This window comes from Chitinophaga sp. Ak27, assembly GCF_012726295.1.
In the GTDB taxonomy this organism is placed as follows: domain Bacteria; phylum Bacteroidota; class Bacteroidia; order Chitinophagales; family Chitinophagaceae; genus Chitinophaga.
The window spans coordinates 1,068,134-1,092,542 of sequence record NZ_JABAOB010000001.1; the positions used below are offsets into that span (position 1 = coordinate 1,068,134).

The window sequence follows — 24,409 nt, forward strand, 5'->3', positions numbered from 1 at the left end:
CATGAAAGTATTGCAGTTTACCATACCTGTGGCGCATGATAAAACTATCATCACACAGCATGATTCCTTGCCTGCATTTTATCCGCACTTGCACCGGCATGAAGAGATCCAGTTAACCTGGATACAGCATGGGCAGGGCACCCTGATAGTAGAAAACAATATGCACGCTTTCTGGTCGAATGAGATATACTGGATAGGTAGTAACCAGCCGCATGTATTAAAGAGCGAGGCGATGCCATTTGTGGGAAAGAACAAAAAGAATGTACAGGCGCTCACCGTATTCTTCAATCCCGATGGTAAGCTGGCGCCGTTATTTGACTTGCCGGAGTTTAAGAAGATCAAATCATTTGTAGAGCAGTCGAAAAATGGATTTAAGATCCCCGAGGCGCATGTGCTGGAGGTATCCAGCCGCATGCTGAAGATCCATCAAGCACAGGGCATACTGCAGTTCATGGCATTTGTAGACCTGATGAATTTCTTTCTTACACTGAAAAATCTCGAGCCATTGATTACGGGGTCGAGGTTATCCTCTGTTAATGAACAGGAAGGTATCCGCATCGGGTATATCTACAATTATATTATGCAACATTATGATACAGAGATTAAGCTGGAAGACATCGCCCGCGAGGCGCATATGACGCCACAGGCCTTTTGCCGGTATTTTAAAAAACATACGCGTTTAACGTTTGTATCGTTCCTCAACGAAGTACGTATCAATGAAGCCTGCAAAAAACTTGCTGGGGGTTCATTCGACAGTATTGCCACGGTAGCTTACAACTGTGGTTTCAACAGCATCGCCAACTTCAACCGGGTGTTTAAGAGTATTACGGGTAAATCGCCCCGCAGCTACCTGCGGGAATATGACCAGCTGGACCATGACGGCAGTACAAAATCTGCATAGTATTGGTCAATAAGCGAATAGAATAGCCAGCAAAGTAGCTGTAGTTTTAAGGAGTACAAATACCTGCATATCAACCAAATTACGATAGCTACTTATGTCAGCCACTCCTTCATTCAAGCCTTCTATCAAGCTGCTGGATGCCACCATGATGGTGGCGGGCAGTATGATCGGTTCCGGAATATTTATTGTCAGCGCCGATATTACGCGGCATACCGGTAGTGCGGGCTGGCTATTGCTTGTATGGCTTATTACGGGCTTTATGACCCTTACCGCTGCGCTGAGCTATGGCGAGCTGAGTGGCATGTTTCCCCGTGCCGGCGGTCAATATGTATACCTGAAAGAAGCTTACAACCCGATGACAGCTTTCCTGTATGGTTGGAGCTTTTTCACGGTCATACAAACAGCTACCATTGCGGCCGTGGGCGTAGCCTTTGCTAAGTTCACCGCTTACCTGTTGCCGGTATTCAGCGAAGAAAACGTGGTGCTGCCACTGGGCAGCCTGCAGATCACTGCTGCGCAGCTGCTGTCGATACTCGTCATTGTATTTCTCACGTACATGAATACACGGGGTATTGAAGGAGGTAAAACCATACAGACTACCTTTACGCTTACCAAATTAATCAGCCTGGGCGCGCTGATCGTATGCGGACTGGTAGCCCTAAAGCCGGCGATATGGCAGGCCAACTGGCACGATGCCTGGCACCTGCATGCGTTAACCGACACCGGTACCACAGCTTCCTATACTACCATGGCCGCCTTTGGAGCCATAGCCGCCGCTATGGTGGGCTCGGTATTCAGCAGCGACTCCTGGCATAATGTGGCCTTTGTAGCTGGCGAAATAAAAAATCCCAGGCGAAATATAGGATTAAGTTTATTCCTGGGTACCGCTATTGTAACCGTGGTTTACCTGCTCACCAATATTACCTATCTCTCCGTACTCCCTTTAACAGAAATAGCACACGCCCCTAAAGATCGTGTAGCCGTGTCCGTGTCACAGGCGGTACTTGGTAATACAGGCACCATCGTTATTGCCGTCATGATCATGGTATCTACTTTCGGGTGTAACAATGGACTGATACTGGCTGGCGCGCGGGTATACCACACCATGGCCAATGATGGCTTATTTTTTAAACGGGCCGGCACGCTCAACAAAGCAGCGGTACCCTCTTTTGCTTTATGGATCCAATGTTTGCTGGCCTGTTTGTGGTGTTTAAGCGGCCGGTATGGCGACTTACTCGACATGATCTCCTTTGTGGTAGTAGCTTTTTATATGCTCACCATCGCGGGTATTTTTATCCTGCGAAGGAAACGTCCCGATGCAGAGCGTCCCTATAAAGCATTTGGCTATCCGGTACTACCGATACTGTATATTATTATGGGGCTGGCTTTTTGTGGGTTATTATTTATCTATAAGCCCAGGTTTACCTGGCCGGGATTGATCATTACTTTGTCTGGCATTCCGGTTTATTACCTCGCTAAACGTAAAAATGGTGAAGCAGCGGCTGTTTCCGTGCGGGAAACGGCAGATGTACAGTCATAAAATTACCTGATAAACCAACCTTTGCCGGGGACCCTAGGAGTGGTCCCGGCTTTTATTTTGCTGATAAGCATTTCCCTTATCCTGTTTCCATAGTTAATACTTATTTAATCCAGCATCAATCCCCGGTAAAAAACTATACCCTTACATTTGTAAAATTCACTACCTTTCTGGCAACAGAAAAAAATTCTGTACTTGTCAGCCAAAAAAAAGTGTATTTTTCGGTTGAACCAACCATGTTGTGAAGTGTGTACTGTGTGAATGTAATACCAATAATCAATTGATCATTTGCGGTGTGGTCACCATCTGTCGAACTGTGAAAATGCTAATCGAGTAACCATGTCAACCTTCTTTCATCCCGTTTTTGTACGCCCGTTTATCAGAATCTACATCTTACAATACCTACAACAGCAACGTGCCATAACATTTTAGCAATCATTATTCGTCCACATTAAAAACCATATTACGCCGATAAAAAAACAGACAAGAGCGCAAAAACGATTTAGCATTTTTTATTTAATCACCGCCAAAAAACAGGAAAGCGACAACAGGAAAGAACAAGCCGTATAACTGTTGCGATCACGTTTCTTCTATTCACGTCTTATTCATTTTATCATGAGGTATTCATTCACTGGAAAATTATGCTTTCTGATGGTCTTTTTATGTGCCGCTGCCAGTGCGGCTTTTGCCCAAAAGACCATTACCGGGAAAGTCACCGGAGCAGCTGACGGACAAGGGCTGCCCGGCGTAAACGTAACCGTACCCGGTACCAGCAGTGGCGCCAGCACCGATACAAAAGGGAACTATACCCTTTCTTTACCAACAGGTGCTAAATCGGTTTTGTTCACGTTTATAGGCTATGAACCGCAAACAATCACCATTGGCGACAAAACCGTTATCAATGTATCCCTGGCCGCCACCACCAAAGGCCTGGGAGAAGTAGTGGTAGTAGGTTACGGTGTACAAACCCGTAGAGATGTTACCGGTACTATTGCTTCCGTAAAAGGATCAGATATTAAAAACATACCGGTACCGGATGCCGCACAAGCCATCCAGGGTCGCGTTTCCGGCGTGGATATCGTCCGCTCTGACGGCGCCCCCGGCAGCACACCCTCCATTCGTATACGCGGTACCGGTACTATCAATAACGCCGACCCGCTGATCATTATCGATGGAATTCCCGCCGGCGGTCTCAGTGATGTAAACCCTAACGACATTGCCTCCATGGAAATACTCAAAGACGCCTCCTCTTCCGCGATCTATGGTACCCGGGCCGCCAATGGCGTAGTTATCATCACCACTAAAAAAGGTAATTACGGTGAAAAACTGAAAACCTCCGTTAACTTATACCGGGGCGTTTCCAACACCGTCCGCTATATTCCCCTGCTCACCGCTCCCGACCTGGCCATGCTCAAACAGGAACGCTATACCAACGATGGCGTTCCGGTAGAAGCAATCTGGAAAGACCCCTATTATTCCACCCAGCGCACCGACTGGCAACGTGCCCTGCTACGCTCCGGCGATATCACCAACGCAGACGTAAGCCTGCGCGGTGGCAACAGTAGCTCCAACTACCTCGTCAGCGCAGGATACTACAAAGAAAATGGGATCATCACCAACTCCTACTTTCAACGGTACTCTGTTCGCATCAACTCAGAACATAAGCTGGGCAAGCGTTTCAAAGTAGGTGAAAATATGCAGCTTACGTACAAGAAAAGCAGCGGGCCGGATACCTATTCCAGCCAGACCGGCCTTATCTTCAGCGCCCTCCGCTTCAACCCTGCCATTCCCCTTCATAACCCGGATGGCAGCTATGGCAGCTCCAAAGCCAGCAATGAACTGGGCGATATCAATAACCCGGTATACACCGCAGAAACCACCGATACGTGGATCAAAAACTACCGCATGCTGGCCAGCGTATACGGCGAACTGGAAATCACCGACGGCCTCACCCTCCGCGGTAACTTCGGCTTCGATGGCTCCATGGCCAATCAATATAGCTTTGCACCTAAAGTGCTGGATCAAACCAGGGCCCGCGACCACGCTGAATTGTTTAACCGCAATGAAACCAATAACAACCAGCTTAGTGAAGTATTCCTGACTTATAACAAGGTATTTTCACAAGTGCACCATATCACCCTCACCGGTGGCTATTCCCAGCAAACCTTCAACGGCTCCTGGTTCCGGGGCGACCGCTGGGGCTATAACGACGAAGCATTGGACCAACGGGTATTAAGCAATGGTAACGATATCCACGATGCAACCGGTAATTACTACGCCTCCAATGCCATCGCTTCCGGTTTTGTAAGAGGCTTCTATGGCTACAAAGACAAGTACCTGCTCACCGTTACCTTCCGTGCCGACGGTTCCTCCCGGTTTGCACCTGACCAACGCTGGGGCTACTTTCCCGCCTTCTCAGCCGGATGGCGCATCTCGGACGAAACCTTCTTCAAGGATAACGTGAAAGCGATCAGCAACCTGAAAATCACCGGCGGCTGGGGACAACTTGGTAACCAAAACGTAGCCGACTTCCAATACCTGGCACCTATCGATAAAGACAGACGCTATAACTTCGGCGAAAACCCATACACCGGCGTTTGGAATTCCCGCTTAGCCAACCCCGATATAACCTGGGAAAAAGCAGAGATGACCAATATCAGCCTGGAAGCCGGCTTCCTCAACAACCGCCTGAACACCACCATCACCTGGTTTAACAAGAAAACCCGCGACATGCTGGTGCCAGCACCAGAGATGGACTTGCATGGTACTTCCGCTATCCCCGACCGCAACCTGGGACAGCTGAACAACAAAGGCTGGGAACTGGAAGCCAGCTACCAGGGCGGTAACGACCGTTTTCATTATAACATCAGCGCCAATGCCTCCTTTATCAAAAATGAAGTGACCAAGCTGTATGATCCTACTTCCTATATCGGCTCTACTCCTTATGGCCGCCAGGGACAGGAAATTTCCCGCACCTATGTAGGGCAGCCACTGGCCTCCTACTATGGCTGGAAAACAGATGGTATCTATCAAAACGATGCGCAAATCAAGAACGATGCTAACATTAAAAATGATCCCAACAAGGATAATATCAAACCTGGCGATGTCATTTTTGTGGACACCAACGGCGATGGTATCATCAATGAAAAAGACCGCGTAAACCTGGGCAGCCCCAATCCGAAAATGGTATATGGTATCCAGGCCAGCGCCGGCTATAAAGGATTTGACCTGAGTCTCTCCTTTGCCGGTGTTAGCGGCGTAAAACTTTATAACGCCGATAAAATGCAGGGTATGGATCCCAACTATCCATACAACATGTACGCCGATGCGCTCAACCGCTGGCATGGCGAAGGTACCAGCAACTCCGTCCCCCGCATGACCCTGGGCAATGCCAACCAGAACAACCGCGTGTCCGATCGCTTTGTGGAAAATGGTAACTACTTTGCCCTCAAAAATGCATCCCTGGGATATACCATCCCGGCTAAAATATGGGGCCGTAGCGGTATTTCCGATATCCATGTATATGCGGCAGCACAAAATCTATTTATCCTCACCAAATATTCCGGGCTTACCCCACAACTGGGATATAGCACGTCCACCAATGGCGCCAACGGCACCGGGGATGGCAACAGGCAAAGAGGCGTAGACGTAGCTGCCTATCCACAGGCCAGGACATTTACTTTCGGCGCTACACTCAACTTCTGATTAACGGGAACTTAAACTGAATTATCATGAAACGGATCAAATATATACTCGCATTTTCCGCATTATTTATGGCAGGCTGTAAAAGCGTGCTCGATGTGAAACCCAAGGGGAACTATACCACCGGTAACTACTGGCGCAACCAGAGCGATGCCGTAGACGGCGTTACCGGTATCTATAACGTGTTACTGGAAGAAGATTACACCGGTTTTAACGAGTTTGTGTTCGACAACTGCTCCGATGACCAGGTGCGTGGTGGCGATCACGACTATGATGCCGCCATCGAAGATTATAGCTATGATGCATCTACCTATAGTGTAAAAGTGGGCTGGAGATGGAAATATGAAACGATCAACCGCGCCAACAACGTATTGATCTACGTGCCTAAAATAACCGATATAGACCCGGCAATTAAAAATCGTTGCCTTGGGGAAGCCCATTTCTTCCGCGCCTTTGCGTACTGGCGTCTGCTGCTGATTTATGGCGAAGCACCGATGGTAACAGAAGACGACGTAGTAAAATCCAACTACAACAAACCTAAAGTAAGCGCCGACGAGCTGCGCGCCCAAATAGAAACCGACCTGCTGGCCGCTGCTGACCAGTTGCCCGAAAGCTACGGCGATGGCGATAAAGGCCGCGTCAGCAAGGGCACTGCCTGGGGATTGTTATGCAAGCTGTATATGAACTGGGAAAAGCTGGATAAAGCCATTGAAGTTGGTAATAAAGTAATTACTAATGCCAACTACAAACTGGCTCCCCGCTATGCAGATAACTTCAGCGTAGCCACCGGCAACAACAGCGAAATGCTGCTGGCAGTTCAAACCGTAGATGGTAGCGGTTATTCCGACTTCATCACCTATCACGCGCCGAGGAACTGGAATGGCTGGAGCTTTTTCTATCCTACAAAAGGACTGGTAGATGAATTTGAAGCAGGTGATCCCCGCAAAAATATCTGCATCATGCAACCCGGCGACCAGGTAAACATTGGCACCAGTATCGCTACTTACGATGCAGCTGCCTCCTGGACAGGTTATCATTATAAGAAATTCTGCGCCTGGAAGCCTTCCGGTGGTTTAGACTATTCCTTAAAAACCCCGCTGATGCGTTCGGCCGACATCTACCTGCTGGTAGCCGAAGCTAAGATCCGCCTCAATGGCCCCGGCGCCGGTGATGCCGAAATCAAAGCCATACGTCAACGCGCTTCCGCCACACTGCCTGCCGTTACCAATGCCGGTATGAAAGAGCTGATGCATGAACGCCGGGTGGAATTGTGCGGTGAAAATGAGCGTCAGCAGGACCTCCTGCGTTGGGATAAAGCCAAACTGGTAGATATTGTTGCCATCAACGCCAAACCTAAACTGGCCTATAATGGCTCGGTAGTGACCCGTGGTGGCGCTCCCCGCAAGTTCACCCGTCCGAAGAACTACTTCTTCCCCATGCCGCAAACAGAAATCGACAGAAGTAAAGGCACTTTGATACAGAATCCGAATTATTAGGATAGCGGAAAGCAGAAAGCTTAAAGCAAAAAAGCTATTGAGGCGAATGACCAGAGCGAGTTAATATCCGCTTTAATCATTCGCCTCAATAGCTTTTTTGCTTTAAGCTTTCTGCTTTCCGCTATTTAGTAGAAAACTTATATACCGTAGTCTGTGAAAATGTTTCTCCGGGTTTCAGGATAACGCTGGGGAATGATGGCTGATTGGGAGAATCAGGGAAATGCTGCGTTTCCAGGCAGAGGGCTGCATGCTGGCCATATTTTTGTCCGCCGCGGGTATTAGCCAGGGTACCATCCAGGAAATTACCGGTATAAAACTGGATACCGGGTTGCGTGGTAGCCACTTCCATATAACGGCCGCTGGTAGGATCATATAGAGTCGCAATGGTTTCCAGTTCGTTGTCTTTCTTATCCAGTACCCAGTTGTGATCATAACCACCTTTTACCTTGTCGATATCCGCACCAATTTTCTTGGGAGCGGTAAAGTCCATAGGCGTACCTTTTACCGGGTCCAGTTTCCCGGTAGGAATGAGTTTATCATTCACCGGCGTATAGCGACTGGCTTTCAGCGACAGTTCATGTCCGAGGATGTTGCTGTCTTTGCCTGCGGAGAGGTTAAAGTAAGCGTGGTTGGTGAGGTTGATGGGTGTTGGTTTATCGGTGGTAGCCTTATAGTTGATTTGCAGGGCATTATCAGTGGTGAGTGTATACACCACGGTAGCCTGTAAGGTACCAGGATAACCTTCTTCTCCATCTTTGCTGGTATAGGTGAGTTGCAGGCTGCTGTCTCCGGCCGGCGTGGCGGCCCATACTACCTTATCGAAGCCTTTAAGACCCCCATGGAGGGTATTACCGTGGTCATTGGCTGCCAGGGAATATTCCTTACCATCCAGTTTGAACTTAGCATTGGCAATGCGGTTGGCATAACGGCCAATCAGCGCACCAAAGTAAGGCTGGCCCTTCTGCTGGTAACCAGACAGGGAGTCGTAGGATAAAACGACATTGCCTTTCTGCCCGTTCTTGTCAGCGGTAATAATATCTGTAATGATGCCACCATAGTTCAGTATTTTAACTTCCATGCCATTAGCATTCTTCAGGGTGTATTGCAGCACCTCCTGGCCATCCGACTGTCCGAATTTAGCGGGAGCAGAAGCGCTGGCAGTGGCAGTAGTTGATGTGGAGTCCTTATCTTCCTTTTTGGTACTTGCACCATTATTGCAGGATGCAATGAGGGTTCCACCGGAAATCAATAGGGCGGACAATGCCTTTAAGTTCATATCCATAACGTATTTTGGTATTAAGTGAAAAAAGAGTGTCTAAATATCGGGATAATCTTGCTACAATCAAATAAATTTATTTGAAATTTATTGTCAAAATAACAATTAAAAACGCGATTGATTAAAATACGTGTACTATCTGTCAATAATTAAAAAGTAAGTATACGGGGTGGTAGCTAGCTTTAGCCTTGTTAAACATTGACGACATGAAAAGACTGATCATTCCCTGCCTGTTACTGGCGGGCGGCCTGCAATGCTATTATAGTGCGCAGGCACAATCCTATGTTCCAGGATGGAAAGAAAGTAAGATGAAAGTGTTGCCGGCTGTAGACATTAAAGCATATCCTTTTCCCATATCGGATGTTACTTTATCAGATGGCCCCTTCAAAACCGCTATGCTGGCTGATGCGCACTATCTGCTTAAAATAGATCCGGACAGACTGTTGTCGGCATTCCGATCCAATGCTGGCCTGGAGCCTAAAGGCAAACAGTATGGCGGCTGGGAAACCGGCGGGCTGGCGGGGCATACCATGGGACATTACCTTTCGGCCTGTGCCATGCAATATGCCGCCACTAAAGATACGGCGTACCTAAACCGGGTCAACTACCTCGTAAGTGAGCTGGCCATTTGCCAGGACAAACGGCAGAATGGCTACATCGGCGCTTTCCCCAACGATAATAAATTATGGTCGGAGGTTGCTGCAGGCGATATCCGCTCCCGTGGCTTTGACCTGAACGGCGGTTGGTCGCCCTGGTATACTGTGCATAAAATTATGGCCGGCCTGCTGGATGCCTGGCTGTATTGCAATAATGCTACTGCCCTAAAAGTTAATAAACGCCTGGCCGACTGGACCGGCAATATCGTTAAAAATCTCTCGGAAGAGCAGATGCAAAAAATGCTGATCTGCGAATATGGCGGCATGGCGGAAACACTGGTCAATACCTACGCGCTAAGCGGCGATAAAAAATACCTGGATCTCTCCTATCGCTTTTATGATAAACGGATCCTGGATTCTTTGGCTATCGGGAGAGATATTTTACCGGGTAAACATTCCAATACCCAGATCCCCAAGGCCATCGCCAGCATACGCAGGTTCGAACTGAATAAAGATGCCAAAGATGCTGCCATCGCCAAATATTTCTGGGAAATGGTCACCCGGGATCATTCCTACGCCAACGGGGGCAACAGCAACTACGAATACTTCGGTCCTGCCCGTCACCTGAACGACGCTTTAACCGATAATACCACCGAAACCTGTAATACCTATAACATGCTGAAGCTGACGAGACACCTGTTTGCGTTGTCGCCACAAGCCCGGTTAATGGACTATTACGAAAAGGCACTGTACAACCATATCCTGGCTTCACAAAACCACGAAACCGGTATGATGTGTTACTTTATCCCCCTCCGTATGGGCGGCCACAAAGAATACAGCGACGAATTTGAAACCTTTACCTGCTGCGTGGGATCGGGTATGGAAAACCATGTAAAATATGGTGAAAGCATTTACTATCGCGGGGAAGACGGCAGCCTCTATGTGAACCTCTTTATCCCTTCTGTATTAACATGGAAGGAAAAAGGCATCACCATAACCCAGACTACCGGACTACCGGCAGATAACCGTGTAACCCTCACCGTTAGTAGCCGTAAAGTTAGCGCCTTTACCCTTCGTATCCGCAAACCAGCCTGGGCACGCCCTGGTATCAGCTTACAGGTAAACGGACAACAGGTACCGCTGACAACGGATGAAAGCGGCTATTTTACCATCGCCCGTACCTGGAAAAACAACGACCGGGTATTGCTGACTTTACCAGCGGATGTATATACAGAAGCGATGCCTGACAATCCTAATCGCCAGGCGCTGTTCTACGGCCCGGTATTGTTATCTGGTATACTTGGAGAAAAAGAACCCGACCCGGTAAGCGGAGTACCTGTATTGGTAACCGCCAATCAAACCCCTGATACCTGGATCAAGCGTGCCGACAGCCGCGAGCTCAGCTTCCGCTCCGCCGGCACCGGCCAGCCGCAGGACGTTACCCTGGTGCCTTTCAACACTACCCGCAATGAGTATTACACCGTATACTGGGATGTATTTAGCCCCGATAGCTGGAAACAGCAACAGGCAGTATATGCGGCGGAAAAGAAAAAGCAACAGGAGCTGGATGCCCGCACCACCGATATCCTGCGCCCGGGTGAAATGCAGCCCGAACGCGATCACAATTTTACCGGTGAAAAAACAACCACCGAAGAAGAGCATGGCCGCAAATGGCGCATCGCCTGGCCCGAAGGATATTTTGCCTTTACCATGAAAGTAGATCCACAGGCCACCCACACACTGCAATGTACTTACTGGGGCATGGATAACCGCGGCAGAACCTTCGATATCTTGGTCGATGGTACTACCATTGCCACTGAAGATATCAACAAGTACAAAGGCAGCCGCTTTTACGATATCGCTTATCCTATCCCGGCACACCTTACCAAAGGCAAGCAACAGGTACAGATCCGCTTTGTGCCTAAAGCCAACAACAGTGCAGGTCCGTTGTATGGATGCAGGATGATCAAAGATTAATGAACTACCGGCCCCCCGTTCTTCCATTAAATGGGGGCCGTTCTTAATACCGGTTTCCCCTGGTTACCGGCATCATAGGCGTGAAACACCAGGTAGTCGATACTATCCACGCGGATTGCTGCATTATGACCTACCCCATGCCAGCGGGCTGTATATATACCGCGCCTGGCTGCTCCTGAAGAGGAACCGGAATCCGATCAATAAGGCTTTGCTCATAATAAAATCGAAAAAAAACCGTTGACAGGCGCCAACGGTTACAACAAATATGTCAAGCGACAACTACGGATTTATCTTTGTGCGGATCACATAAAAAGACCAGGGCGCCATGGTGGTTTTAATTGTTTTGCCACGAGTGTCGATGGTCTTTTCTGTGGGCGCAATATGCGTAGGCGCATCCAGGGAATTCAGCGCCTGGAGGTCGTTGCTTTGCAGCGTGATGAGGCGACTGCTGGCAGCGAGTCCCTTCACACCCTGTACAGCTACTGCCACAGGAACGGGCGTTGCTGCTGCATTCACCATCTTTATTACTAACTCCCCGGTGGCCTTGTCGAGTACCGCAGAGGCATATACGCTGTCTTGTCCGCTGATCGCCTGGCTGCCTTTCAGCATGGATACTACTTCCGATCCTTTGTGGTTGGCGTAGAGTTTCTGTACATAGTAGTTGGGGGTGCCATACGACCGCAGATTATCGAACCAGATCAGGTCCGGCGCCCACTGCCAGCCGTCAACATGCGCCAGCAGCGGTGCATAGGAGGCCATTACCACTACATCGGTATTACGCTCCAGGCCTGTCATAAACGCGGCTTCCGCCAGGGCGGCCTGCCAGGAGTTTTTATTGGCGCCATTGTCTTTGGTATGCGCAGCATACTCGCCCGCAAAGATCTTAGGGCCTTTACGATCGTAATGATCGTAGCGACCTGCATTGCTCAAAAACCATTCGGGAGAGCTATAGTAGTGCTCATCCAGGATGTCGGCATTCAGGCGGCGAAGCGTATCATTCAGGAAATCGAATTTATCGCCATTGGGACTGGGGCCCAGGCTATTCACCAGCTTGATGTCGGGGTATTTATCTTTAATGGCCTTTGCAAAAATAGTATAGCGTTCCACGTACTGAGGGCCCCATTGTTCGTTGCCCACGCCCAGCATTTTCAGGTGAAACGGCTCGGGATGTCCCATCCTGGCTCGCAATGCGCCCCATTTGGTGTGGGTATCGCCATTGGCGAATTCCACCAGGTCGAGTGCATCCTGGATATAAGGCTGCAGTTCATTGACGGCTACTACTTCTCCGCTGTTATACTGACAGGCCATGCCACAGTTGAGGATAGGCAATGGTGATGCGCCAATGTCTTCTGCCAGCTGGAAATATTCAAAGAATCCCAATCCGAATGACTGGTAATAATCCGGTGTGGCGCGGTGTGCAAATTCCGTATTCCAGCGGTTGATAATCAGTTCGCGGTCTTTCACATCGCCCACGGTTTTCTTCCATTGGTAACGGTTGGTCAGCTCCTTTCCTTCTACAATACAGCCACCGGGGAAACGCAGGAAACCAGGGTGCAGGTCGGCCAGCAATTGTACCAGGTCGGCTCTCAGCCCATTGCTCCGCTCCTTCCAGGTGTGCTGGGGAAACAGGGATATCATGTCGGCATCGAGGATGCCTGGTCCGCTGAATTCCACCCGCAGCCTGGCTTTAGCCACGGTGGCCGATGCGGTAAATGATGCTTTATAAGGCTGCCATTCACTGCCCTGGGGCAATACAGCCGCATTACCGATCTCCTTCCCGGATTCATCCAGCAGGGCCACCCTGATCTTTACCAGTGTGCTCCCCTGTTGACGGGCGTATACAGAAAAATTATATTGCTCACCGGCTTTAATGCCCATGCCACGAAAGCCTTCATTCACCATATCAAAACTGCGTGTGCCCGTTACAGTTATTCGTGCAAAGCGGGGATTGGAAGGATGGGTATCATGGCGATTCACCACCAGTACATTTCCGTTGGCAGCCGCTTCCTTCGGGATATTCCAGCCCATCAGGGGAGCATTGAATTCGAACGAACGGTTTTTCACCAGTTCTGCATAAATACCGCCATCGGCACTCAGGTTGATATCTTCAAAAAAGATCCCCCACATATGCGGGGCTACAGGCGTTTTTATCTCGTTAGCCTTTACTGTAAATTGCAGGGGCTGTTGTGCTACCGACGGCAAGGTATACATGCCCATCAACAAAGCCGCTGCTGTCATCAAACGTTGTGTTCTCATATGTGGTAATTACTTTTCCTGGGCTGCTTCACGAGCAGCAGGCCAATGGCCGTGAAAATAAAAAAACAGGGACGATAGCAAAAATACAGTCGTCCATTTCATATACGGTGTTTTAAAAATTTATATCAGGCATTGATTTAAACTCTAATTAATTGTCAAATAAACAATTAAAAAAAATCGTATAAAAAAGTGTTCCGAAGAACACGTTCACTATCCCCTTGCACTGCGTGGGCCTAAGTTACGGAAGTTTTTTAATTGTTCAGCAAACACGTAAAAACTTATATTTCCCTTACACCCCGTTTGTAGCGGCCAATATATGCGGATCGGGCACAAAATTGAGGAAAGCATGGAAATTGGCGTTATACTTCTTACGGTCTATCCGGTAGTAAAAAGCGCCCTTTTTCGAGCTGAGCTTATCTTTGTCCGCCAGCTTTACCAGCAATTTAGTAGAGAGGATTTTACGGCTAAAATTACCTTTATCGAAGGCCACATTATAAACGGATTCATAGAGATGCTGCAACTGCGGGATGGTAAATTTACCCGGCAACAGTTCCAGCAGCAGCGGATGCAGCGCGGCTTTATACCGTAGCTTTGCCTTGGCCTGGTCTACCATCTGTTTATGATCGAAAATCAGTTCCGGGTGATGGTTGATAGGAAACCATACAGCGTGGAAATCTTCGTTCAGCTGCTGTTTATATTTCTGTATATCAATCAGGGCGGTATAAGCCACCGATACGGTACGTTCTACCGTATCGCGGGAGGGGGAACTGAAGGTATGCAGCTGCTCCATATAAATGCCATCTAGCCCCGTGAGGTCTTTCAGCACCCTGCTGGCGGCATCTTCAGCGCTTTCACTCTCCTGTACAAATCCGCCTACCAGGCTCCATTGTCCTTTGAAAGGCTCAAAGCCCCTTTGTATCAGCAGCAATTTCAGCTCTTGTCCGTCAAATCCAAAAATAATACAGTCAACAGCGAATAATAAGCGACTTTGCTGCGAATATCTTTTCATAGCGATTGATTAAACAATAAAAATACAAATTAAGTTTAGCCCCGCGAAACACGGGGCTAAAAAAGATAGTCGCCACAGCTATTACCAGAAACGTATATACAAAGCCGATAGTAACAGCAACGTTACAACGATCAGCACGGTTGTAGCAGGGCTGATCCTGAACATTCCCTTATCGAATATAAATGCTTTCGGATTTACTTTAGGTCCCGCCAGGCTGATAGCAACCATTACGATCATGGTAAACAGGAAAGCCAGGCCCATACAGATCAGGAAAGGAATTTCGTAGCCGCCTTTACCATTGGGGTAAGCGGTATAGAAAATCGTTTCATGTCCCAGCACCGCCGGTGCAAACTGGTTAAAGAACACGCAGAGGGTAAAACCGGTAATAATACCTGCCACTGCTGCCGCACCGGTAGTCCGTTTCCAAAACATACCCAGCAGGAACATGGCAAATACACCGGGGCTGATAAAGCCGGTATATTTCTGAATGAAGGTGAATCCACCGGCTCCGCCTATGCCCAGCAAATCATTCCAGGTAAACAGGATTGCCAGCACCATGGCAGCAACCACGGTAATGCGGCCGGTCCATACCAGCTTGGCTTCTGAGGCATCCTGGCGGACATATTTACGATAAATATCCAGGGTAAAAATGGTAGAGATACTGTTGGCCTTTCCCGCCAGGGAAGCTACGATCGCTGCTGTTAACGCGGCTATCGACAATCCTTTCAGACCGGAAGGGAGGAAACCGAGAATAGCAGCATATGCGCCGTCTTTATTTTCCAGTCCGGGCAGATGGCCATTTTTTTGCAACACATACGCCGCAATACCGGGCAGCATAACGATAATGGGCATCATAATTTTCAACAGGCCGGCAAACATAATCCCGTTACGGGCAGTTTGCAGGTTAGCGCCCAGCGCCCGCTGGGTGATGTACTGGTTACAACCCCAATAGTTGAGGTTCACAATCCATTGCCCTGCTGCATACATCAGGATACCAGGGAGCACGAGGTATTTGTTGATATATTCCTGGGAAGACGAAGCATCCGGTTTGGCAAGGATCATGTGAAAGTGATCGGGCGCATCTTTCATCAGTGCGCCAAAACCGGCAATCGCATCATGTCCCAACCCAAATTTCTCGCTCACCATGGTGAGTGCCATATAGGTAGTAGCCAAGCCGCCGATAATCAATACTCCTACCTGTATCACGTCGGTATACCCGATTACCTTCATACCTCCCAGGGTAATGATGACTGCAAAAACCGACAGCGCAATCATTACCACATGCAGGTATTGACCGCCCAGCAATCCATTGATGGCCAGGGCGCCGAGGTATAAAATGGAGGTGAGGTTAACGAATACATAGAGAAACAGCCAGAAAACTGCCATGATCAGCGCCACCGTCTCATTGTAGCGCGTTTTCAGGAATTGCGGCATGGTATAAATTTTATTCTTCAGGTAGATGGGAATAAACCAGACGGCGATAATGATCAGGGCGATGGCGGCGATCCACTCATATGCAGCTACCGCTATTCCTACAAAATAACCATCGCCACTCATGCCGATAAACTGCTCAGCCGAAATATTGGAGGCAATCAGCGAGGCGCCAATAGCCCACCAGGTAAGGGATCCTTCGGCCAGGAAAAAGTCTTTTGTATCAGTAGCCGCTTTTTTCTTCTTCCGGTATATCCAATAACCATAAGTGGCAACGATGACGAAATAAATAACAAAGACGATGACATCGCCAATGGAAAGTATATTTTTCATAACGGGTAATTTGTGTGCCTTTTAGCAGTTGGCAATCAGCATTGGGCTTATGCGTGTTGAAAGATCGGTTGATATAGCGGCGGGATGGCAGCAGGTATCTCCATATTTTCAAATACCTGCTGCCCTTCGCCAGCATTTAATAGCTGCGGTAGCTGGCATCATTCCAGCGCAGCTCATTTTTAAACTCGCGGAGATCGGTATCTTTACCTATCAGCGCCAGTTCTATTCCGGCCATTTCTGCAAAGTCCTGCATATGTACCGAAGTAAGGTTCTGACTATAGCAGGTATGGTGTGCGCCCCCTGCCAGGATCCAGGCAGTACAGCCCTTCTTCATATCGGGATATGGTTTCCATAATACTCTCGCTACCGGCAGTTTAGGCAAATCCTGTGGCGGCAACACCGCTTCTACCTCATTCACCAGTAAACGGAAACGGTTACCCATATCTACCAGGGAAGCGTTGATAGCGGGACCTGCCGCCGCATTGAACACCAGTCGCACCGGGTCGGCTTTACCGCCTATTCCCAGCGGATGTTTCTCACAGGAAGGCTTACCGGCAGCAATTGACTCGCAGATTTCCAGCATATGTGAACCCAGTACCATTGGGTTGGCAGGGTCAAAATGATAGGTATAGTCTTCCATGAAAGAGTTACCACCGGCTAACCCGCTGCCCATCACCTTCATCGCTCTTACCAGTGCTGCCGTTTTCCAGTCGCCCTCACCGGCAAAGCCATAACCAGCCTTCATGAGCCGTTGCACAGCAATACCCGGCAGCTGGATCATGCCATGTAAGTCTTCAAACGTATCGGAAAAACCTTTATAATTACCTGCTTCCAGGAATGCTTTTAGTCCCAGCTCTATCCTGGCGGCATCTTTCAGGGCTATGTCCTGTAACAGGGCCGCAGAAATCGTATAAGTGTCGGCATATTCCTTTACCAGGGCATTCACTTCGCTATCGCCAATACTGTTGATCACTGCTACCAGGTCGCCTATACCATGCGTATTGCAGGAAAAGCCCAGCTTTGACTCTGCTTCCACTTTATCGCCATCGGTCACTGCTACAAAGCGCATGTTGTCGCCAAAGCGTACAAAACGTGCTCCCTGCCAGTCGTTCCAGCCGGCGGCCACCCGGGCCCAGCCACCCAATTCTTCCAGCACTTCGGGGTCTTGCCAGTGACCGGTAATCACTTTACGGTTCATGCGCATCCGGCTCATCATAAATCCAAATTCCCGGTCGCCATGTGCGCTCTGGTTCAGGTTCATGAAGTCCATATCTATTTCCTTCCAGGGGATATCGCGGTTAAACTGCGTATGCAGGTGGCAGATAGGTTTCGCCAGCGCTTTCAGGCCACGGATCCACATCTTGGCCGGCGAAAAAGTATGCATCCAGGTCACTATACCGATACAGTTCCTAGCAGCATTGGCCTCCATGCAAACGGCATAAATTTCATCCGGTGTTTTTACGGTAGGTTTGTATACTACGGTAACGGGTATACGCGCATCGTTATTGAGGGAAGCTGCTATCTCCTGGCTATGTGCCGCTACCTGTTTCAGTGTTTCTTCTCCGTATAAATGCTGGCTACCGGTTACAAACCAGATCTCAAGAGTTTTCAGATTCGTCATGTTGTTTGGTTTATTGCCCATAATAGGAATTGGGGCCATGTTTACGTTCAAAATGTTTTTTTATCAGTGCGTCTTTTAGACGGGGAGCATTACTGTTGATAGACTCTGTAAGATACGCCATCTGGGCAACAGACTCCAGCACGGCGCTGTTATATACGGCCTTGGCAGCAGTTTTACCCCAGGTGAAAGGGGCATGGTTCCCGACCAGGATCATTTCAATTTCTTCGTAGGTGAGTCCCCGTTCCCGGAGGGTATCCATAATCTGGAAACCGGTCTGGTACTCATAATCGCCGGCAATCATGGCATCCGACATAGGCGGTGCGCAGGGAATATCTACAGTGTTATGATCAGCGTGCGTGGTGCCATAAATGGGAATATCGCGCTGGCTCTGCGCCCATGCGGTGGCATAGGTGGAGTGGGTATGTACAATACCGCCGATATGTTCCCAATGTTTATACAATACCGCGTGGGTGAGGGTATCAGAAGAAGGGCGCAGCTGGCCATCTACTGTTTTGCCGTCAAAGTCTACAACGACCATCTTGTCGGGCGACAACTCCCCATAAGGCACCCCGCTGGGTTTAATAGCAAATACACCCAGTTGCCGGTCTACCGCACTTACATTGCCGAAGGTGAAGATCACGAGCCCCAGCGCTGGCAGCTGCATATTGGCTTCGTAGGCAGCCTGCCGGATATGTTGATACTGTTGCATACAATAAATTAATCGATGTTGATATTCGCGGTGAAAGCGCCCAATGCTTTATATTTCCGGTACCTGTTTTCGTATATGCCGGCCCGTTGAGCATCGGGGTGGTAGGTTACTTCAAATCCCTGTCCCATAGCTTCCATGGCCTCTTCTACCCGGGTAAAGAGTCCCGCGGCGGTAGCAGCAAACATGGCGGCGCCCAACGCACAGGTTTGTTCAGAGCGGTGAATACGGATAGGCATATTCATTACATCGGCCATCATTTGCATGATGAAGGACGACTTTTTAGCCACACCACCAATGCCGATAAGGCCTTTTACCGGCACGCCCTCTCTTTCGAAACGTTCTACGATGGCCTTGGCGCCGAAGCAGGTTGATTCTGCTACGGAGCGGAAAATGCGCGGCGCATCGGTAGCGAGGTTGAGGCCAGTCAGACTTCCTTTCAGGGATTGGTCTGCATCGGGAGTACGGCGACCGTTCAACCAGTCAACGCCCAGCTCACTATGCTCGTCGGGAGCAATCCCGGCGGCTTGTCTGGATAATTCGGCAATCATTCTGCCGGAGGTTTCGGCGGCCAGCTTTGCAGCCAGTTCCGGATCTATGAGCGAAGAACCCGGCAGCAGCTGTTGTAACGGCCATGCCAGTACGTTACTGAACCAGGCATAAGCATCGCCGAAAGCTGATTGGCCTGCTTCCATTCCCATCATCCCAGGGATCACTGAGCCGGGCACCTGGCCACAGATGCCTTTCACCAGCTTATCTTTCATTTCTTCCATAGGTGCTACCAGCATGTCACAGGTAGATGTGCCCATTACCTTGCTCAGGTGATAGGGCTCAATTTGTCCGCCTACGGCACCCATATGCGCATCAAACGCACCAATGCCAATCACTACGCTGGTGGGCAGTCCCAATCTTTCTGCCCATTCGGGACAAAGGTTACCAGCTGCTTCGCTGGAAGTATATGTTTTCGTAAACAGCCGTTGGGTAAATCCTTTTAACAGTGGGTCTATTGCCGTGAAGAACGTATCTGGCGGCAATCCACCAAATTCGGCAGCATACAGGGCTTTATGACCTGCGCTACAGATACCCCGTTTCAGCTCACTGGCATGTTTTCCACCGGACAACAGGAATGGGATCCAGTCGCAGTGTTCCACCCAGGAATGCGTAGCATTTCTAACGGATTCATCTACCCGGAGAATATGCAGGAGCTTGGCCCAGAACCATTCAGAAGAATAGATGCCTCCGACATAGCGAAGGTAATTTTCCCCGAAAGTGGCGGCAGTAGCGTTGATAGCAGCAGCTTCTTTCAGCGCGGTATGATCTTTCCACAATACAAACATGGCGTTTGGATTGTCCTGGAAGGCCGGGTTGAGCGCCAGCGGCGTACCGGTTTCGTCTACCGCTACCGGGGTAGAGCCGGTGGTATCTACAGAAATGGCTTTGATATTAGCGGCCACGGTACTGCCGGCCTGTTGCAGGCAGGCTTTAATGGTCGTTTCCAGTCCTTCTACGTAATCCAGCGGATGCTGGCGGAAACGGCTCTGCGCTGCATTGCAATAGAGACCATCTTTCCAGCGGGGATAGTAAAATACCGATGCGGCTACTTCCTGCCCATTTTGTACATCTACTATGATAGACCGGACAGAATCCGTTCCATAGTCTACTCCTATTACGTATGACGCCTTCATATTTATTGTAATCTTGACACTTATTTAAAAAGAGATAAAAATTACGGGTGCGTTTACACCCGTTTGTCGACCGGTAAGTTACTTACTTCAGTTCCAGTACGACTACTGAGAACGGAGGTAATTTCACGCTGACCTGGTTGTTCTTCAGGGTAGCGCCTTTAAAGTCGGCCGGCTTGATATTATCTGGTTTGGTAAAGCTGTTATAGTCCTGCAGTTTGGCAGAAGCCAGTATGCGGCCGCTGATGGACTTGTATCCTTGTCCATGCGTATCCAGCGTAATGTCCTGCGTTTTGTGTGCATCGATGTTCACCAGTGAAATATGGGTAACGCCATTTTTATCTTTCGACGCAGAGGCAGAAACGGCAGGCAATTTCTCGTTTTTATATACATAGTCGTTGCTGTGCAGTGCTATGGGGATAAGAGTGGCATCCTGGTGAACGTTATACATTTCCATCACGTGGTAGGTAGGCGTTAATACCATCACATCACCTTTAGTGAGAATAACGGATTGCAGCACATTGATGGCCTGCGCCAGGTTGGCCATGCGTACCCGGTCGGAGTGGTTGTTGAAGATATTGAGCGTAGCGCCGGCAATCATGGCATCGCGCATCGTATTTTGCTGAAACAGGAACCCGGGATTGGTACCGCCTTCCACATCATACCATCCACCCCATTCGTCTACCACCAGTGCTACTTTTTTAGCCGGATCATATTTATCCATTATAGCGCTGTGTTTAATAACCAGGGTGTCCATAAACAGCGCCGACTTCATCGTTGCGAAATACTGTTGCTCGTTAAAATTTACCGCATCGCCTTTTTTACTCCATTCTACCGTGGAGTAGTGGTGCAGGGCAATACCCTGTAACAAATGATGAGGAATATTTTTCATGAGCACCTCTGTCCAGTTATAGTCCGGGCCATTGGCGCCGGAAGCGATACGGAAGACGTTTCCCTGCATAAAGGTGGCGTACTTCCTGTACAGGTCAGCATAGTATTCAGGGCGCATGTTACCACCGCATCCCCAGGCTTCATTGCCTACGCCCCAGAATTGCACTTTCCAGGGTTCCTTACGACCATTTTGCTGGCGCAGGTCAGACATCGGGCTTTTGCCGGGGAAGTTGGCATACTGTACCCAATCAGTCATCTCCTGCACCGTACCGCTACCTACGTTACCGGAGATATAAGGTTCCGTGTTCAGCTCTTCGCACATGTTGAGGAAGTCGTGAGTACCAAAGCTATTATCTTCCGTTACGTTGCCCCACCAGGTATTTACGATGGTAGGTCTTTTATCTTTAGGCCCTATGCCATCTTTCCAGTGGTAGGTATCTGCAAAACATCCTCCGGGCCAGCGAAGGTTAGGAATCTTCATTTTGCGCAGGGCGGCAATTACATCTTTGCGTACCCCGCTTACGTTGGGGATATGAGATGTATCGCCCACGTAAAACCCGCCATAGATACAATTCCCCAGGTGTTCGGCGAAGTGACCATAAATATTACGGTTAATGGTTTGGGTAGGCGCGTCCGGTTTAAAAGTGACCGTGTTCTGGGCAGATGCTGCCCCCGCGGAAAGCAGGATTCCTAAAATACCTGTGCGGATATACTGATAGTGCTTTTTCATAACGAGGCTTTTAAAAAAACAGGGGCAGGCGTCGTTGCCTGACCTGTGAGAATTCAAAAAAACAAAATAATTGTCATATTTACAATTAAAAATAATATTTTTTTTGAGAAGCGGGAAGCAGTGAGCTTCTTGCGCTCCTATTTCTGCTTTTCTGTACCTTTATGGCCTATGAAACATTTTATACTGGCAAGCACTTCTACCTTGTTTGGGGAAACTTACCTGGCTTACCTGCAACCGGCCATGAAAGTGTTGTACGAAGGGATAGACGAGATCATATTTATTCCATATGCACGCCCGGGAGGGATTTCGCATGATGATTATACCAGCAGGGCAGCCGAAGCCTTTGCAGCTATTGGTGTAAAAGTGCGGGGACTGCATACCTTCGATGACCCGGGGGCCGCTATTGCCGGGGCGAATGGCTTTTTCACCGGTGGAGGCAATACTTTCCTGCTGGTAAAACAGCTGCATGAAAAAGGGCTGATGAATATCCTGGGAGAAGCTGTGAAAGCCGGCGCCGTTTATATGGGGTGCAGCGCAGGCAGCAACATCGGGGGCGTGTCTATGCAAAATACCAACGATATGCCGATCGTATATCCGCCCAGTTTTGCTACCATGGGGCTGATTCCTTTCAATCTTAATCCACATTACCTGGACCCCATCGAGGGTTCCCAGCATATGGGCGAAACCCGGGAAACCAGGATCAAAGAATATCATACACAAAATACCACCCCGGTGCTGGGACTGCGGGAAGGCAGCTGGATTTACGCCAGGGGCAGGCAACTCACCCTGGAAGGCGCCCTAAGCGCCCGCATCTTCGAAGCAGGCAAGGAAGCCTATGAACTGCCGGCAGGTAGTTCCCTGGCTTTCCTGCAATAAATATTCTAAAAAGAACAATCATTCTTTTATCTTTGTCTTTATGCGTATTAAAGACGAAAATAAAGCATTGGCCATCCGGGAGAAGGCAATGGAAATGATTGTCCAGGAAGGATTTGACGGACTTAGTATGCATAAGTTGGCCAAAGCGGCCAATATATCGGTATCTACGATCTATATCTATTTCAAGAACCGGGAAGACCTCCTTAACCAGCTATATGCTGCCACCGCCGCCACCTTTGTGGCAGAAACCATGAAAGGATTTGACCCTGATGCGGATTTTGAAACCGGGTTATGGCAGCAATGGTACAACCGCTATCAATATATTACGCAATACCCGCTGCATTACCGCTTTGCAGAACAGTTCCGAAACTCTCCCCTGATCGAAAAACAGGACGGTTCCCCGGAATTTGCCTTCAAAGCGGCCATGCAGCGGTTTACCCAAAATGCTATGAACCGGGGAGAAATTATTTCTCTGCCCATAGAAGTGTTCTGGGCTATTGCCTATGGCGCCTTCTATACGTTAGTTAAATTTCATATCGATAATGCCAGCATGTCAGGCCAGCCCTTTTCCCTTACTACGGAAATGCTGCGGCAGGTATTTCAACAGGTGATGAAATCCCTGCGACATACATAGTCCCCCTGTTACAGACTTAATCCACCATCACAACGTATAATCGATCCCGTTATATTCCTATTTCGCATCAGGAACAGGATGCTATCTGCTATTTCTTCCGCCTCTCCTACCCTGCCTACTGGTGTTTGTGTGGCAAACTGTTCAAAGGTGGCAGCTTTGGCCTCCGCAGGCAGGAAATCCCACCAGGCAGTGTTTACCACGCCCGGCGAAACAGCGTTGATACGTAAAGGTTGTATTTCCCGGGCAATGGAAGGAATCATTAATTCCAGCGCCCCATTGATAGCGGCCAGCCCGGATACGCCAGGAGCCTGCGTAATAGCGGATATCGCGGTAATGAGGGTAATACTGCCTGTTTTATTCACATAGGGCAAAGCTGCCTGTAAGGTATTCAACTGGGGCCAGAACTTTCCTTCAAACCCTTCCCGTAGTTCCTGCAGCGACAAGTCGGCAAAAGTACCGGCTCCCTTGGCGCCACTCAGCGCAATCACCAGGTGATCGATAGGCCCATGGGCCTTGAAAAACTGATCCAGTGCCGCCCTGTTACAGCTGTCCATCGCCGCCGTGTGTAACCCTGGATGGGCGGCCGCCGCCCGGGTCAGTTTATCCGCATCGCGACCAGTAATGGTTACCTGCGCCCGCTGTTGTACCAATGTTACTGCTGTGGCTAATCCAATGCCGGAAGAACCGCCTGCAATCACTACTTTCTTACTTTCAAATGAGGTAGACATATCATTAACTTTTATGCTCACAAAGTT

16 protein-coding genes are annotated in these 24,409 nt (G+C 49.1%); 7 read left to right on the forward strand and 9 right to left on the reverse strand.

The genetic code is table 11. The features are described 5' to 3' along the window. Position 1 precedes the first annotated feature (1 nt). The 4 genes from HGH90_RS04180 (at position 2) to HGH90_RS04195 (ending at position 7,636) form a co-directional block, all read left to right on the forward strand. The gene (locus tag HGH90_RS04180) at positions 2-901 is read left to right on the forward strand and encodes an AraC family transcriptional regulator (protein ID WP_168763731.1); all 900 of its coding nucleotides are present in this window, start codon (positions 2-4) and stop codon (positions 899-901) included. A 94-nt stretch (positions 902-995) separates the two neighbouring features. Then, positions 996-2,441, forward strand: coding sequence for an APC family permease (locus HGH90_RS04185; RefSeq protein WP_168763732.1), 1,446 nt, complete (start codon positions 996-998; stop codon positions 2,439-2,441). A gap of 648 nt (positions 2,442-3,089) precedes the next feature. Then, on the forward strand, positions 3,090-6,143 hold the full coding sequence (locus HGH90_RS04190; RefSeq protein ID WP_169190461.1) for a SusC/RagA family TonB-linked outer membrane protein: 3,054 nt from the start codon (positions 3,090-3,092) through the stop codon (positions 6,141-6,143). A 26-nt stretch (positions 6,144-6,169) separates the two neighbouring features. Further along, the gene (locus HGH90_RS04195) at positions 6,170-7,636 is read left to right on the forward strand and encodes a RagB/SusD family nutrient uptake outer membrane protein (RefSeq protein WP_168763734.1); all 1,467 of its coding nucleotides are present in this window, start codon (positions 6,170-6,172) and stop codon (positions 7,634-7,636) included. A gap of 121 nt (positions 7,637-7,757) precedes the next feature. Here the strand turns inward: HGH90_RS04195 and HGH90_RS04200 are convergent, their stop codons facing one another. Then, entirely contained in the window at positions 7,758-8,918 is a 1,161-nt protein-coding gene (locus HGH90_RS04200; protein WP_211092943.1) for an aldose epimerase family protein, read from the reverse strand. Between the two features lie 200 nt (positions 8,919-9,118). On the opposite strand from HGH90_RS04200, the gene HGH90_RS04205 reads away from it, so the two are divergent. Continuing rightward, a complete protein-coding gene (locus HGH90_RS04205; protein WP_169190462.1) occupies positions 9,119-11,485 on the forward strand; it encodes a glycoside hydrolase family 127 protein in 2,367 nt (788 codons plus the stop codon). Between the two features lie 279 nt (positions 11,486-11,764). Here the strand turns inward: HGH90_RS04205 and HGH90_RS04210 are convergent, their stop codons facing one another. From HGH90_RS04210 to HGH90_RS04240, 7 genes are all read right to left on the reverse strand, one after another. Beyond that, positions 11,765-13,741: an alpha-L-arabinofuranosidase C-terminal domain-containing protein gene (locus HGH90_RS04210; protein ID WP_247679859.1), complete on the reverse strand. Its 1,977-nt coding sequence runs from the start codon at positions 13,739-13,741 to the stop codon at positions 11,765-11,767. 289 nt (positions 13,742-14,030) lie between these two features. Continuing rightward, positions 14,031-14,750, reverse strand: a complete 720-nt coding sequence (locus HGH90_RS04215) for an NUDIX hydrolase (RefSeq protein ID WP_168763736.1) — start codon at positions 14,748-14,750, stop codon at positions 14,031-14,033. 81 nt (positions 14,751-14,831) lie between these two features. Then, positions 14,832-16,514, reverse strand: a complete 1,683-nt coding sequence (locus tag HGH90_RS04220) for a sodium:solute symporter family transporter (protein ID WP_169190463.1) — start codon at positions 16,512-16,514, stop codon at positions 14,832-14,834. Between the two features lie 136 nt (positions 16,515-16,650). After that, positions 16,651-18,135: an L-arabinose isomerase gene (gene araA / locus HGH90_RS04225; protein WP_169190464.1), complete on the reverse strand. Its 1,485-nt coding sequence runs from the start codon at positions 18,133-18,135 to the stop codon at positions 16,651-16,653. A gap of 10 nt (positions 18,136-18,145) precedes the next feature. Next, on the reverse strand, positions 18,146-18,844 hold the full coding sequence (locus tag HGH90_RS04230) for an L-ribulose-5-phosphate 4-epimerase (RefSeq protein ID WP_168763739.1): 699 nt from the start codon (positions 18,842-18,844) through the stop codon (positions 18,146-18,148). Between the two features lie 8 nt (positions 18,845-18,852). Next, positions 18,853-20,526 carry a ribulokinase gene (locus HGH90_RS04235; RefSeq protein ID WP_168763740.1) on the reverse strand — a complete coding sequence of 558 codons (1,674 nt, stop codon included), beginning with the start codon at positions 20,524-20,526 and terminating at the stop codon, positions 18,853-18,855. An 82-nt stretch (positions 20,527-20,608) separates the two neighbouring features. Continuing rightward, positions 20,609-22,144 carry an alpha-N-arabinofuranosidase gene (locus HGH90_RS04240; protein ID WP_168763741.1) on the reverse strand — a complete coding sequence of 512 codons (1,536 nt, stop codon included), beginning with the start codon at positions 22,142-22,144 and terminating at the stop codon, positions 20,609-20,611. Between the two features lie 168 nt (positions 22,145-22,312). Between HGH90_RS04240 and pepE the strand changes: the two genes are divergently transcribed. Together pepE and HGH90_RS04250 are read left to right on the forward strand one after the other, a co-directional pair. Next, positions 22,313-23,020: a dipeptidase PepE gene (gene pepE / locus HGH90_RS04245; protein ID WP_168763742.1), complete on the forward strand. Its 708-nt coding sequence runs from the start codon at positions 22,313-22,315 to the stop codon at positions 23,018-23,020. Positions 23,021-23,060: 40 nt separating this feature from the next. Then, positions 23,061-23,654, forward strand: a complete 594-nt coding sequence (locus HGH90_RS04250) for a TetR/AcrR family transcriptional regulator (protein WP_168763743.1) — start codon at positions 23,061-23,063, stop codon at positions 23,652-23,654. Between the two features lie 8 nt (positions 23,655-23,662). On the opposite strand, the gene HGH90_RS04255 is transcribed toward HGH90_RS04250, so the two are convergent. Next, positions 23,663-24,382 (reverse strand): SDR family oxidoreductase, encoded by a 720-nt coding sequence (locus tag HGH90_RS04255; RefSeq protein WP_168763744.1) that lies wholly within the window; start codon positions 24,380-24,382, stop codon positions 23,663-23,665. Between the last annotated feature and the right edge of the window lie 27 nt (positions 24,383-24,409).